We start from the raw sequence: 15,372 nt of genomic DNA, 5'->3' as shown, positions 1-15,372 counted from the left end.
GCGTGAGCATGGCGCCGACCTGGCCGACACCGCACGCGAGCGCGGTGGCGAGTGGGCTGACATCGCCCGCGAGCGCGGCAGCGAATTGGGTGAACGCGCCTATGAGCGCGGCAGCGAACTGGCCGATACGGCAGTCGAACGCGGCGGCGAACTAGCTCATCGTGGACGGGTCAAGGCTCGTCATTGGCACTGATCGGGCGATCGACGAGGCCCAGCTAGCGGGGTAGATTGGCGGCCACCGCCGCTAGGAGCTCCCTCATGACATCAGCTGACTTCGACCCGCAGTACGGTTACCCGCCGGCCGGTTCACCGCAAGGCCGGCCCGGCGGTCTCGGGGCGCGATTCTTCGCCCGGCTCATCGACGGCATCCTGATCAACATCGTGGTGTTCGTGCTATCGCTCGTCTTGTTCGATCGCGACTACTGGTGGCTGGTTACCGGCCTGTTCTCCGGAGTCCTGATGTTCGGGTACTTCGTTCTGCTGGAAGTCACGCAGGGCGCCACCCTGGGTAAGAGGCTGCTGGGCCTGACGGTCCACGGCCCGGGCGGAGCACCGAGGCCCGACGCCACCCAGTCGGCCATCCGCAACTCGTTCACGTTGCTCGCTGTGGTGCCTTACCTCGGCCCGCTGCTGGCGTTCATCGCCTACGTCGTCATCGCCGTGACGATCAGTGGCAGTCCGACCAAGCAGGGCAAGCACGACGAATTGGCCGGCGGCACCCAGGTCGTCAAGGGCTGACCGACAAAAACTCCATGACCGCGTCGACGATGGTGTCGACGCTCTGACCGACGTCGATGACCATCCCGTGCTCGTCGCGGTCCAGCGGTTCCAGCGCGTCGAATTGGGACATCAGCAACGACGACGGCATGAAGTGGCCCGGTCTGCCGGCCTGCCTGGCCGCGATCAGCTCCGGTGAGCCGGTCAGATGCAGGAACGCGATATCCGTTCGGTGCGAACGCAACTGGTCGCGGTACCGGCGTTTGAGCGCCGAGCAGCTCATCACGCCGGTCTCATGGTCGACCAGCCACCGCCCCACCGCGTCCAGCCAAGGACGGCGGTCGTCGTCGTCGAGCGGCGTGCCCGCGACCATCTTGGCGATGTTGGCCATCGGGTGAAAAGCGTCGGCATCCGCAAACGGAACGCCGAGCCGACGCGCCAGCGCCGCGCCCACCGTCGACTTACCGGATCCGGAGACACCCATCACCACGACAGATCTGCGTGGTGGATAAAGCTTTTCAGCGCCCACGCTATGGCGTTGGCTGATTACGGTTCCACTCCAGCCAGCCCACGCCGGTTCGCCCGTCGGCGGTCTTCACGGTGGCCCACACTCGTGGGAATTGGCTGACCCGCCCGTCCTGGGCGACCAGGCGTAGCGGCGCATGTCCGCGCACGTCGATGGTCGCCGTGATGCCTCCGGGCTCCATCGCCAGCGTCGCGCCGACGGGCAATCCATCGGCGTCGAATGTCTGCACCGGAGCGATGGTTTGCAACTCGGTGACCGTCCCGCCGCGGTCCTGGAGGTATCCGACACTGACCTTCGGAACGCCCGGTATGTTGATACCCACCGCGTGCAGGTGCGTCCCGTCGTCGAGATGCAGCGCGCTCCAGATCCAGTCCATGCTCCACCAGTCCCGCACTCCCCAGGAGTGGTCGCGCTGCCCGGGCACCGCGTCGAGAGTATAGCGACGGCCGTCGACGGTAACGGATCCCGTTACGGTGCAGGGTATCTCGTACCGGGTAGCGATCCGGTACTGATACGGCGCGCCGTCGGTGGTCCACGCCAGGTCAATCTGCACCTCGACCGGTGTGCCCGGCTCTGCCCGCAGCAATCCGGCCGGGTCCTGGTAGGACTGGCCCTGTCCCCGCAGCACCATCCGATAGGTGCGCAGCGGTTCATCGGCCGAATGCGTGAAATCGATTGCGCCCGTGTGTACCGCCCACGGGTCGGCGGGCAGCGGAACCTCGAAGTCGACTGTCGCGACCGTGGGCAGGCCGGGACCGCACAGCAAGGCATGCAGCCAGGCCGTCTGCTGGTTAGGGATCAGGCCCAGCCGTAGCCAGCCGCCGACTCCCTGTGCAGCGTCTGCGAAGTCGGCATACCAGCTCTCGCTCCACAACGGCTCATCGGTGGCGGTGTGGGCCGATTCGTCATCGGTCGACGGGCAGAGTGGCTCGACGGGCGCCGGTGCGGGCAGGATGGCCAGCGCATCGGTGTCGAGCACATGCTCACAATGCCGCTGCAACATGGTCATGAACATCGCGTCGCCGCGCTCGGTGCGTTCCACCAGCATCGACGACACGATGGCCATCATCACCCCGAAGAAGCTTTGCCTTCGTACACCTTCGCGCACATCCGCCAAGGTGATCGGCGCATCCGGCCCGAGTGCCCGGTGGTAGTCATCCAGCAGCGCGTCGTAGTGTTCGCGCCGGTCCTCCACCGGCAGAGCACAACCGAGGAAATACGCCAGATCGGTCATCGCCGGAGCCCAGGTGACCGTCTGCCAGTCGACGACGGTCAGCGGGCGCACGGCACCGTCCGCACCGAACAGCATGTTGTCCAGCCGATAGTCACCATGCACAAGACCATGGATCCGGTCCGCGGCTGCCTCCTCGGCCAGGTAGCCGTCGAATCCACCGACCAGCCGTTCGCACACCATGCGGTGCTGAGGCGCGATCTGGTCGCCATAACGATCAACGAAACCGGCGTGCAGCGCGGCGATCAACGCCTGGTTGATCGGCGTGTCGCGATTCAGCCACGGCGCGTCGGCGAGCGTGGCGTCCCCCAGCAACGGCCCCTGCAAGCGGGCCAGCTCGGTGACCGCGATCTGAGCCTGCCCCGTTGTGGCGCCGCGGATTTCATCGCCGACGACAGCCGGATTCGCATCCTCGAGCAGCACATCAAAAATCCCCGACGACGCGTCGAACCCGATGTGGTAGCACGACGAGACCGGGCCCTGCAGCCGCGGCGCGATATCGCGGTAGAAGCACACTTCGCGCTCGTAGAGCCCCAGCGTCATCCCAGTCTGGCGGCTCATCGGGTCGGTGGCCGCCACCTTCAGTACTACGGTTGAAGGTCTATCGCCGGATGGCGCGGTGTCGGCGTAGGTCGGCTGGACCCGGTAGCACTCACTCATCTGGCCCGTGCCGATGCGCTCGACGGTGAAGTCGGTGATGTCGCCGGCGCCAATAGCTGACGTGAGCCAGGCCGCGGTGAGGTCAGCCGGCCGTTCGACGACGTTGTCGGTATGCGGTGTCATGGCTCGTCCACGAAATCACATCCGCGGTCATCGCGCCAGGGAAAAGCCCTCCCACGCCATCCGCCGCTCGGGGTGCGGATCGAACTCCAGATGTGATTTCCGGTCGAACACCATCACCGCGCGGTCGGCGTCGGAGTAGACCGGCCAGTCGTCGCCCGGGTTGCCGGTATGGCTGAATGCCCCCCAGCGCCTTTGCACTTCGTTGGTGACCCGCAGGGCGGAGCGCCGATCAACGGGCGCGGTCAGCAGCGCCCCGAGCTTGGTGCGGTAGACACCGAACACTGCGAGCAGTTCGGTGGCGTGGGTGGCCCCCAGCCCGGACCAGCGCAGCACACGGGGTGCGTAGTCGTACCGATACAGGTAGGCAGGCGCATGCCTGCTGTGGGCCTCGGCGATTTCCCAGGCCGCCGAACTGAACGCGAAGTCACCGCCCAGCCGGATGCACGCAGACCGCTCGGGGTAGTCCGGATAGGCGCCGGTAATGCGTTCCCGCGCAGCAGGTTCCACCCCGGCCAGCATCGCTTCGATCATCGGCTCGGTGGTCGGCAGCAGCTGCAGCCAGCGCGTGAACAGCCGCCCCTCTTCCGCATTGGTGCCCACGATGAGGGGAACCCGATGCGCTTTGCCCTGCCGCATCGCTTCGACGGGGTCCAGTGGCAGGTAGTCGTCACCGAAGACGGGGCCGATCGGGAACGCACCCAGCATGTCTCGCACGCCGTCGTCGATCAGGCGATTTTGCGCAGCCACCAGTTCCGCCGGCGACAGTTTCAGCAGCGCGTGCGCGGCGTCTTGCTGGCGGGCACCCACCAACGTGGCGAACCGCGTGGCGAATTCCGCGGCCACCTCGCTCGACCGCGTCATGCCGCTGGCCGGACTCTCCGAAATCGCTTGGGCAAAAAGCCCTTCCGCATCGGGCGCCGCCAGCAAGGCAGCGACGGCGTGTGCGCCGGCGCTCTCGCCGAAGACTGTCACATTGTCCGCATCGCCTCCGAAAGCCGCGATGTTGTCTTTGATCCAACGCAAGGCCAGCACGATGTCGCGCAGAAACAGGTTGCTTTCGAGGGTGACGTTCTTGGTCGACAGCGCCGACAGGTCCAGACAGCCCAGCGCGCCGAGCCGGTAGTTGACCGAGACGTAGACGCAACCGCGGCGAGCCAGCGCCACCCCGTCGTAGATCGGAGTGGCCGAACTGCCCAGGATGTATCCGCCCCCGTGCACGAAGACCATCACCGGAAGCGAATCGCTCTCGGGGGTTTCCGGTGCAACGACATTGAGCGTCAGGCAGTCCTCGCCCATCGGCTGGTATTTGCCGACTCCGAGCACGGTGTAGCGGCGTTCTTGGGGTGCGCATTTGGTGAAGCCGTGGCAATAGCGCACACCCGGCCACGGTTCGGCCGGCTGTGGCGCCCGAAATCGCAGCGCGCCGACTGGCGGGCGGGCGTACGGGATGGATCGCCACCTGTGCACGCCGTCGCGGGTGAAACCTTCGACGGTGCCGGTGGCAGTCGTCACGCGGACGGTGTGCTCGTGCATCACCTGACGTTAGCGAACGTCAAGGGCCAGCGCTCGGCAGGTCGGGTTCGAGGACCTGGATCGTCCCGCTGGTGCCGTCGACCTCGATCAGCGCCCCTGGCGCCAAACGCCGGGTCGCATCGTGAACATCCACCACGCACGGGATACCGAATTCGCGTGCCACCACCGCCGCGTGCGACATCGGTCCACCCAGATCGGTCACGACGGCGCCGGCGTAGGCGAACGCAGGGGTGTAACCCACGTCGGTGACTTCGGCGACCAGGATCTCGCCGGCTTCCAGGTCGTCGATGGTTTCGGGCCTGATGATCCGGACCCGGCCGCGGACTCGGCCCCCGCTCACGCCGACGCCAGTCAGCTCCTGCCCGGGGACGAGCACAGTTGCCTCGACGGTGGCGGCCCGCCAATCGCCGCTGAATACGGCGGGCGGCGGCATGCCCGCCAGCCTGCTCTGTTCGGCGCGGCGGCGCGCAACCAGCCCGGCCACATCGGCGGGAAGCGCGTCCAACTCGTCGACCAGCAGATAGAACACGTCGTCGACCGTCTCGATCACCCCCGAGTCGACCAGCCGGCGCCCGAGCTCACGAAGTAGGCTGCGCAGCAACCAGATCGCGCGCACCATCCGGTCTCGACGAACCTCGCGGTCCCGAACCTGATGTGCGGCAAGCGAAGCCACCGGTCGGGCGCGTAGCCGGATCACCGGACGACGTGCCGCCGGGCGCAACGGCTTGTCTAGTGATTTCGCCACCATGCGAAGCAGTAACTCTGGGTCGTCGGCGTAGCTGAACGACCGCATCTCCAGCTCTCCCGGACCGCGGTGTCCAAACAATTTCAGCTCGGTGAGCACGACCCGGTGGAACTCCGGGGCCTGGGCGGCCAGCTCGTCGAGATGGTCGCCGCCGCCGGCCAGAATGCGCAGGACGTCAGGATCCCGTCGCGCGGCATCAGCCAGTCGATACAGGGCGTTCAACAGCCCCGCGCTGGCCAACTCCTGACCGACCGACAAGGTCATGTCACGACCGTTGATCCCACGCAGAACCACGCTGAGGGCGGCGATCGCCATGAATGATCCGGATGCCAGCACCCAGCCCTCGATCACGTGGTCGCGGGCCAACAAGATCAGGCTTTGCAGTCGCTCATCGGCGAGTTCTGAAAGGTCGCCCGCCGCAAGCTTTTCCAGACGGTCGACATCGTCGACGAAGTCACGTGTATCGAGGGGCGCGCCGACGGTCAGACCGGCCAGGTTCACCCCGAACACGCCCAGGTCACGGACCGTCCGCAACGGACCTGCCGGACCGCCGGATTCGCGTGGCAATTGCTGATCGCCGTATATCGGCGTGGCCGCCGCACTCGGGCCGAAGTACTGGCTCTGCCGAACCACCGTCTCGGGCTTGACGAATGGCACGACTTCGGCCATGTAATGGGCGGTCGTGATGGCCCCGTACAGGCGGTGCGCGAAAACACCGACGGTGCGCGTGGCCATCTCGCGCTGGATCAATCCGCCCGGCCGCAGACGTCCGGCGATGACCGCGCCCGACGCGCGCAGCCCTTTGACGGTCACCGACGCCGATGACGGCGAAAAGGGGCCCGGCAGCGCCTCCGACAAATTGGTGGCCAGATACGTGGGGAATCGCGGGTCGATCGGAGTGTCGAATTCGCCGTTACCACCGTCCGGGCCGGCCAGCACTGGCGACACTCCGTCGGCCGCCGGTATGTCGACCGCCGGGACGTCTTGGACGGGAATGAGCCGCCACGGTAGTGAAGTCGACCACGAGCCGACACTCACTCGGCCGCGCACCGCCAAGGCGACGTCCTGGAGGCATTCCGGTGCGGTCCAGGCCGGGGTGAAATTCCATTTGTCGCCCAGCAGCGCGGTATTCATCGACGGCGCACCGCGCAGCAGGTCGAGCTCGGGCGCCGAGCTCAGCCCGCGTAGCAACCGGCCCGCGCGCATTAGGGGGCGCCCGAGCCGCGCCGCGATCTCACCGAAGGTGACTTCCCCCGGCGCTGCGAGGTTCACCGGCCCACTGCCGATGCCCGGATCGATTGCCGCGCGCACGAATACCCGATGCGCGTCGTCGCTGTGCACGACCTGCACGGTGCGACGCGCCGAGCCGCCCGTATCGGGGAAGAACGCCGACGACAATGCTTTTCGCACCCAGTTGTCCACGCCCCGGCCGAGGATCGCCGCACTCCGGATCGCCACCCACTCGGCACCACACGCGGCGACCATCTCTTCGGCGCGGGCCTTGTCGTGCCCGTGCACCGAACCCGGTCGCAGCTGGTCGGCTTCCGTCAAAGGTGCGGCGGCGTCCCGGTCCGGGCCGTAGACGTGTGCCGACGATGCGAACACGATCCGGCGGGTACCGCTGCGCGCCACGGCATCAGCGACGTTGGCTGTCCCGCCGATGTTGATTTCGCGGTCGACGGGTTGATCAGAGCTCGGGTTGACCGCCCAGGCGCAGTGCACAACGACCTCCGCGCCCGCTACCGCTCGTCGTACCGTGGCGGCGTCGCGGATGTCGCCGTGCACGAACGCGGCCTCGCTGGGCCAGCTTTCGGGCCGATGACGGGCCAGGCCAACGACGTCGTGCCCGGCGCTGAGCAGCCGCAGGACCACGCCGCGACCGATCACTCCGCTGGCCCCGGTGACGGCGATCCTCACGGGCGAACCTCACACCTCATCTGACTAGTCGTCGTCGTCGAGGAACGCGGCATTGACCAGGTCGTCGAGATCCATTGTCGCGAGGTCTTTTTCCCTGTTCATATCCGCGTCGTCACCCTCGGGCTCGTTGGCCAGGCCGAGCAGCAGTTCCAAGACCCCAGCCTGCCTGAGTCGTCTGACCGGAATGGACGCCACCACCCGCTGGATCTCCTCCTCGCCGGGTGCGGCTTTGGGCGCGGCCTCGGCCGACGCGCCGACCAACTCCTGGTGGAAGTAACCCGCGAGCGCCGCCGAGTTCGGGTAGTCGAAGATCAGGGTCGGCGACAGCGGCAGCCCGGTGGCGGATTTGAGCCGGTTGCGCATTTCGACGGCAGTCAGCGAGTCGAAACCCAACTCCTGGAACGCCTTGTCCGGGTCGATCGCCTCCGCGGTGGTATTGCCCAGCACGGTCGCGATGTGCGAGCGCACCAGGTCCAGCAGAATCTCCTGCTGCTCGTCGTCCGGCAGACCTTGGAGGCGTTGCAGCAGCACCGACTTCGACTTTGCCGCGGCCAACGAGTCGTCGACCTGACGCCGTGCGGTCGCGTTGATCAGATCGACGAACATCGGCGGCAGGGTGCCGCCGTCGAACTTCGCCCGCAGCGCCACGGTGTCGATGTGCGCGGGCACCAGGAACGGCTCGTCAATCACCATCGCGGTGTCGAGCAGTTGCAGGGCCTGGGTGGAGGACATCGCCGTGATGCCGTCGCGGGCGAACCGTGCGAAGTCCACGGCGTCCAGTCCACCGGTCATGCTGCTGGCCTGGTCCCACAGACCCCAGCCCAGCGAGATCGCCGGCAGGCCGTGGCTACGGCGGTGCACCGCCAAGCCGTCCAAGAAGCTGTTGGCGGCGGCATAGTTCGCCTGGCCCGACGATCCCACCAGACCGGCCATCGACGAAAACAGCACGAACGCCGACAGATTCGAATCCTTGGTCAGCTCATGCAGGTTCCAGGCAGTGTCCACTTTAGCCCGCAAGACCGCGTCGACCCGCTCCGGCGTCAACGACGTCACCACCGCATCGTCGAGCACACCTGCGGTGTGGATCACCGCCGACAACGGATGCTGCACCGGAATGTCGGCCAGCACCTTGGCCAGCGCCGCACGATCCGCCGCATCACAGGCGACCAGCGAGACCTCGGCCCCGGTAGCGGTCAACTCCGCGGCTAATTCCCTGGCACCCGGCGCATCCGGGCCACGCCGGCCGATCAGCACCAGGTTGCGAACCCCGTGATTGGCGACGACGTGGCGGGCCAGCGCCGACCCCGCCATACCGGTGCCACCGGTGATCACCACGGTGCCCCATGCCCAGGCATCCGGCATCGTCAAGACGACCTTGCCGGTATGACGGGCCTGACTCAGATACCGCAGCGCCGCGGGTGCGCGCCGCACGTCGAAGGCGGTGACCGGCAGTGGCCGCAGTGTGGTGTCGTCGAACATCGCGAACAGTTCGGCGAGCATGCGCTCGATGTGTTCGGGCCCCGCCTCGAACAGGTCGAAGGCGCGGTAGCGCACACCGGGATATTCCTCGGCGATCTTTCCGGGGTCGCGGATGTCGGTCTTACCCATCTCCAGGAAGACTCCGCCGGGAACGACTAGTCGCAGTGAGGCGTCGACGAACTCACCGGCCAGCGAGTCCAACACCACATCCACGCCGCGACCGGCGGTCACCGCACGGAATTTGTCCTCGAAGTCCAGCGTGCGGGAATCACCGATGTGGTCGTCGTCAAAGCCCATCGCCCGCAACGTGTCCCACTTGCCGCGACTGGCAGTGGCGAACACCTCCAGCCCGAAGTGCCGTGCCAACTGCACCGCAGCCATACCCACGCCACCGGCGCCGGCGTGCACCAGGATTCGCCGACCCGGCTTGACGTCGGCCAAGGCAGTCAGCGCGTAGTAGGCCGTCGTGAAAACGACCGGCGCCGTGGCGGCTTCGGCATACGACCAGCCGGCCGGAATCTCCATCAGCAGGCGAGCGTCGGTGATCGAGATGCTGCCGGTGCCTTCGGGGAACAGTCCGGTCACCCGGTCACCGACGGCGAAACGACGGACATCGGGGGCAGTTTCGATCACAACGCCGGACGCCTCGACGCCCATGACGGCGTCCTCGTCGGGGTACAGACCAAGGGCGATCATGACGTCGCGGAAGTTGGCCGGCATGGTGCGAACCGCGACCCGAACCTGGCCGGGCTGCAGCATTGCGTCGGCGTCCGGGATGGGCTCGAGGACCAGGTTCTCGAATGTGCCCTTGCTGGACATGCCCAGTCGCCAGGCCTCGTCAGCCGGGGGGACCAACAGCGCATCCACCGCTCGACTGCCGTGCACGCGACCCGTGTACACCGTTTCCTTGCGAACCAGGGCCTGTGGCTCGCCGACTGCCAGTAGCGCCTCGATCGTCGTATCGCTCAGCGGCGCATCGGAATCCACCAGCACGATGCGGCCGGGATGCTCGGTCTGGGCCGCGCGCACCAGTCCCCACACCGCGGCACCGGCCAGATCGGTGACGTCCTCCCCCGGCAATCCGACCGCACCGCGGGTCGACACCAGCAGCATTCCGGATTCGTTCTCGGAGAGCCAGGCTTGCAGCGCGGCCAAGGCGTCGTGGGTGCGGGCGTAGGTCGAGGCCAGCGGGTCGTCGTCGGCGTGCTGGGATTCGAAGACGTCGTACGACGGTGTCTCGGCGTGCGATCCGGGTGCCGCGGGTGACCAGACGACTTCGAAGATCCGGTCCGGGCCCGAGCCCGACACCGCGGCCATCAACTGCTGTCGCGACACCGGGCGGGCGACCATCGAAGCCACCGACAGCACCGGCAACCCCAGCGCGTCGAACAGCTCCACCGACACCGATGACGGACCCGAGGGCGTAATGTGCGCCCGCACCGACGACGCCCCCGCCGCGTGCAGTGACACGCCTTGCCACGAGAACGGCACCAGGACACCGTTTTTGCTGTCATGGTCGGCCTCGCCGGCCACGATCACGGCGTGCAGGGCAGCGTCCAGCACCGCGGGATGCACCCCGAAGCCGGCCGGTGACACACCGGCGTCATCAGGCAGGGACACGTCGGCGTAGATGTCGTCGCCGCGGCGCCACATCGCGGTCAAACCCTGGAAGGCCGGACCGTATCCGTATCCGCGCGCAGCCAACCGGTCATACAGGCCGTCGATGTCGACCGGTGTCGCACCCACTGGTGGCCAACTGGACATCTCAGCGCCCGCGTCGGCGGCGCCGGGTCGCACGACACCTTCCGCGTGCAGAGTCCAGCCCGAATGCGCATCGCCGCGTGCATATATCGACACTGCGCGGTTGCCGGATTCGTCGGCGCCACCGACAACGACTTGCATCGACACCGACCCGGTTGCCGGAATCACCAACGGCGCAGCCAACATCAGTTCATCGACGACTGGGCAGCCGACCTCGTCGCCGGCGCGGATCGCCAGCTCGACAAAGCCCGAACCCGGGAAGATGACCACGCCGCCGACGGCGTGATCGGCCAGCCAGCCCTGCGCCGCCGAGGAAAGCCGGCCGGTCAGCAATACGTCACCCGAGCTGGGCAGCTCCACCACCGCACCCAGCAGTGCGTGCTCGCTGGCCGCCAAACCCAGACCCGCGGCGTCGACCGTGGTCTCATCGGCGGACAGCCAGAAGCGGCGCCGCTCAAAGGCATACGTCGGCAGCTCGACAAACGAGGCGCCGGGCAGCGTGGCACGCCAATCGACGCCGACGCCGGATACGAAGGCCTGTGCCACACCGGTCATCAGGCTGTTCGGTTCGGGACGGTCTTTGCGCAACAACGGCACGGACACCACGTCGGCCTCGACCAGTGATTCCTCGATCGACGAGGTCAGGCCGCCGCCGGGCCCCACTTCGATGAATCGGGTGGCGCCGGCCGCATTCGCGTGCCGGATGCTGTCAGCGAACCGGACCGCGGCCCGGATGTGGCGGGTCCAGTAGTCGGCCGTGGCGAAGTCATCTCCGGCCAACTCTCCGGTCACATTGGAGATGACCGGAATGGTGACCGGGTGCACGGCCAGCTCGCGCACCGCAGCTTTGAATTCGCCGATCATGGGTTCCATCAACGGCGAGTGGAAGGCGTGCGAGACCGCCAGTCGATGGACTCGCCGGCCTTGGGCGTGCAATTGGTCCGCGATGGCGGTCACCGCGTGCTCGTCTCCGGACACCACCACTGACGACGGACCGTTGACCGCGGCGATACCGACGTTGTCGGTCAGCAGCGGGCGCACTTCGTCCTCGGTGGCCTGCAGCGCGACCATGGCGCCGCCGGATGGCAACGCCTGCATGAAACGGCCCCGCGCGACCACCAGCAACGCGGCGTTCTCCAGCGACAGGGCGCCGGCGACGTGCGCCGCGGTCAACTCGCCGACCGAGTGGCCCATCACGAAGTCGGGCCGCACTCCCCAGGACTCCAGCAGGCGGTACAGCGCGACCTCGACGGCGAACAGTGCCGGCTGAGCGAATTCTGTTGTTTTCAAAAGGCTTTCGTCGTGGCCCCACACCACTTCGCGCAGCGGACGTAACAGGTGGCGATCCAGCTCTCCGACCGCGGTGTTGAATGCTTCGGCGAAGACGGGATAGGTGGCGTGTAAGCCCATGCCCATGCCGAGCCATTGCGAGCCTTGGCCGGGGAAGACGAACGCGGTTTTGCCGGTCAGCCCGGTCCCGGTGATCACCGATGGCCCCGGTTGACCGCCGGCCAACTCAGCCAGACCGGTCAGCAACGGGTCGCGGCCATCGCCGAGTACCACAGCACGATGCTCGAACGCGGTACGACCCGCGAGCGACCAGGCCACGTCGGCGGGCCCCAATTCGATACGGGGACCGACGAATCCGGCCAGCCGCGAGGCCTGCGACTCCAGCGCCGCGGTCGACTTCGCCGACACCGCCCACGGGATGACCGCCGGCGGCGAAATCGGCGTGGTTTCAGCGGCGGGCTCGACCGGCGGGACCGCTTCGATGATGACGTGCGCGTTGGTCCCGCTGATGCCGAACGACGACACCCCCGCCCGGCGCGCCCGACCATTCGCCGGCCAAGGCTGCTGATCGGTCAGCAGTTGCACAGACCCCATCGACCAATCCACGTGCGGGCTGGGCGCATCCACGTGCAACGTGGTGGGCAGCACCTCGTGGCGCATCGCCAAGATCATCTTCATCACACCCGCCACCCCTGCGGCGGCCTGGGTGTGGCCCATGTTCGACTTGATCGACCCCAACCACAGTGGCGTCTGCCGATCCTGACCGTAGGTCGCCAAAATCGCCTGGGCTTCAATCGGATCACCCAGCGTGGTGCCCGTGCCGTGGCCTTCGACCACCTCGACGTCCGTGCCGGTCAGTCCCGCGCTGGCCAATGCCGAACGGACCACTCGCTGCTGAGAGGGACCGTTGGGTGCGGTCAAGCCATTGGACGCGCCGTCCTGGTTGATCGCCGAACCGCTCACGACCGCCAACACCGGGTGCCCCAGACGTCGCGCGTCGGAAAGCCGCTCCACCACCAGCATCCCGCCGCCCTCGGAGAATCCGGTGCCGTCGGCGGCCCCGGCGAACGCTTTGCAGCGCCCATCGGTGGACAGCCCGCGCATGCGGCTGAATTCTACGAAGATGTCGGGTGTGGAGTTGACGGTGACCCCACCGGCCAGCGCCAGATCGCACTCCCCCGACCGCAACGACTGAGCGGCCATGTGTAGCGCGACCAACGACGACGAGCACGCGGTATCCACCGACACCGCCGGGCCCTCCAGCCCCAACACGTACGACACCCGTCCGGACGCCACGCTCGACGACTGTCCGGTGAGTCGGAAGCCCTCCGCGGCTTGCGCGGCACCCATGCCGTAGCCCTGGGCATAGACCCCGGCGAACACGCCGGTGGCGCTGCCTCCCAGCATGGTCGGGTCAATACCGGCCCGCTCCAACGCTTCCCAGGTCAGCTCGAGAAACATCCGCTGCTGCGGATCCATCGCCAGCGCTTCTGAGGGGCCGATTCCGAAGAATGCCGGGTCGAAGTCCGCGACGCCTTCGACGAAGCCGCCAATACGCGTGTAGCAGGAGCCGGGAACGTCCGGGTCGGGGTTGTACAGGTTGGCCAGATCCCAGCCTCGGTCAGCGGGGAATTCGGTGACAACGTCGCGGCCTTCGATCACCATGTCCCAGAGGTCTTCCGGGGAGTTGACTCCGCCCGGATAACGGCAGGCCATACCGACGATCGCGATCTGATCGTCGCCGGTGATCCGCATCGCGGGGACGTTCTTGACTTCCTGCGGCACGCCCGCGAGTTCGGTCCGGAAATACGAGGCCAGCCGGCTCGGTGTCGGGTAGTCGAAGATCAACGTCGGTGAAAGCGCCAGCCCGGTGGCTGCTTTGAGCCGGTTGCGCATCTCGACGGCGGTCAGCGAGTCAAAGCCCAACTCCTGGAATGCCTTGTCCGGATCAATGGCCTCCGGAGTGGTATTGCCCAGCACGGTCGCGATGTGCGAGCGCACCAGCTCCAGCAGCACCGCGTCCTGCTGGGCTTCGGGTAGGCCGTGGATACGTTGCGCCAGAGCCGACTTGGACTTGCTGGCGGCCAGCGAGTCGTCGACCCGCCGACGCGCGGGCGCATTGATCAGATCGACGAACATCGGTGGCACCACGGCGGCGTTGGCCCGCAGGGCGGTCGTGTCGATGTGGGCGGGCAGCAGAAACGGCTCGTCGACGACCATCGCGGTGTCGAACAGCTGTAGCGCGTCCACCGACGACAGCGCCTTCACGCCGGTGCGCGCCAGCCGGGCCCGGCCGGCGTCGTCGAGCCCGCCGGTCATCTCGCTGGCTTGGTCCCATAAACCCCAGCCAAGCGACATCGCCGGCAGACCATGTGCGCGACGGTGAGCGGCCAGCGCGTCGAGGAAGCTGTTGGCCGCCGCGTAGTTGGCTTGGCCCGACGATCCCACCAGGCCGGCCATCGAGGAGAACAGCACGAACGCCGACACATTCGAATCTTGGGTCAGCTCATGCAGATTCCAGGCCGCGTCCACCTTGGCCCGCAACACCGCGTCGACCCGCTCCGGCGTCAACGACGTCACCACCGCATCGTCGAGCACACCCGCGGCATGGATCACCGCGGACAACGGATGCTGCACGGGAATGTCCGCGATCACCTTGGCCAGGGCCGCACGATCGGCCGCATCGCAGGCGACCACCTTCACCTCGGCGCCGGCAGCCGACAGCTCCGCGACCAACTCCGCAGCACCGGCCGAATCCGGGCCGCATCGACTGATCAATAACAAGTGCCGCGCATCGTGATTGGCGACCAGGTGGCGCGCCAGCGCCGAACCCGCCATGCCGGTACCGCCGGTGATCACCACGGTTCCCTGCGTCCAGGCATCCGGCATCGACAGCACGACCTTGCCGGTGTGGCGAGCCTGACTCAGATACCGCAATGCCGCGGGTGCACGGCGCACGTCGAAGGCTGTCACCGGCAGCGGGCGCAACACGCCGGCGTCGAAAAGCTCGGCAAGATCAAGCATGTATTGGTGCATGCGGTTGCGGCCGGGCTCGAAGAGGTCGAAGGCGCGGTAGCGCACACCGGGATATTCCTCGGCGATCTTTCCGGGGTCACGGATGTCGGTCTTACCCATCTCGAGGAAGACCCCGCCGGGAGCAACCAGTCGCAGTGACGCGTCGACGAACTCACCGGCCAGCGAGTCCAACACCACGTTCATGCCGCGCTCGCCGACGATCGCACGAAACTTGTCTTCAAACTCCAGCGTGCGCGAATCGCTGATGTGGTCGTCGTCAAAGCCCATTGCCCGCAACGTGTCCCATTTACCACGGCTCGCGGTAGCGAACACTTCCAGTCCGAGGTGCCGGGCCAACTGCACGGCGGCCATTCC

Annotated in this window: 6 protein-coding genes and 1 pseudogene; 2 read left to right on the top strand and 5 right to left on the bottom strand. The window is 67.2% G+C overall.

Translation table 11 applies throughout. From position 1 onward, the window contains the following. Together WAN02_RS33225 and WAN02_RS33220 are read left to right on the top strand one after the other, a co-directional pair. Positions 1-193: pseudogene (locus WAN02_RS33225) on the top strand (DoxX family protein); the annotation flags it as partial. Between the two features lie 65 nt (positions 194-258). Beyond that, a complete protein-coding gene (locus tag WAN02_RS33220) occupies positions 259-738 on the top strand; it encodes an RDD family protein (RefSeq protein WP_422269602.1) in 480 nt (159 codons plus the stop codon). Here WAN02_RS33220 and WAN02_RS33215 read toward each other — a convergent pair. From WAN02_RS33215 to WAN02_RS33195, 5 genes are all read right to left on the bottom strand, one after another. Further along, complete coding sequence (locus tag WAN02_RS33215; protein ID WP_422269603.1) at positions 728-1,201, bottom strand: gluconokinase; 474 nt, start codon at positions 1,199-1,201, stop codon at positions 728-730. The two genes, WAN02_RS33220 and WAN02_RS33215, sit on opposite strands and share 11 nt — an antisense overlap. Before the next feature lie 46 nt (positions 1,202-1,247). Continuing rightward, on the bottom strand, positions 1,248-3,257 hold the full coding sequence (locus WAN02_RS33210; RefSeq protein WP_422269601.1) for a DUF7065 domain-containing protein: 2,010 nt from the start codon (positions 3,255-3,257) through the stop codon (positions 1,248-1,250). 27 nt (positions 3,258-3,284) lie between these two features. Next, positions 3,285-4,790 (bottom strand): carboxylesterase/lipase family protein, encoded by a 1,506-nt coding sequence (locus tag WAN02_RS33205; RefSeq protein WP_422269600.1) that lies wholly within the window; start codon positions 4,788-4,790, stop codon positions 3,285-3,287. Positions 4,791-4,809: 19 nt separating this feature from the next. After that, positions 4,810-7,452, bottom strand: coding sequence for an NAD-dependent epimerase/dehydratase family protein (locus WAN02_RS33200; RefSeq protein ID WP_422269599.1), 2,643 nt, complete (start codon positions 7,450-7,452; stop codon positions 4,810-4,812). 24 nt (positions 7,453-7,476) lie between these two features. Next, on the bottom strand, positions 7,477-15,372 hold a 7,896-nt coding region (locus WAN02_RS33195), incomplete at its 5' end, for an SDR family NAD(P)-dependent oxidoreductase (protein ID WP_422269598.1).

The sequence above is a fragment of the Mycobacterium sp. genome, assembly GCF_049281135.1.
In the GTDB taxonomy this organism is placed as follows: domain Bacteria; phylum Actinomycetota; class Actinomycetes; order Mycobacteriales; family Mycobacteriaceae; genus Mycobacterium.
The sequence above is the reverse complement of the archived record's forward strand: the minus strand, read 5'-3'. Positions and strand labels throughout refer to the sequence as shown.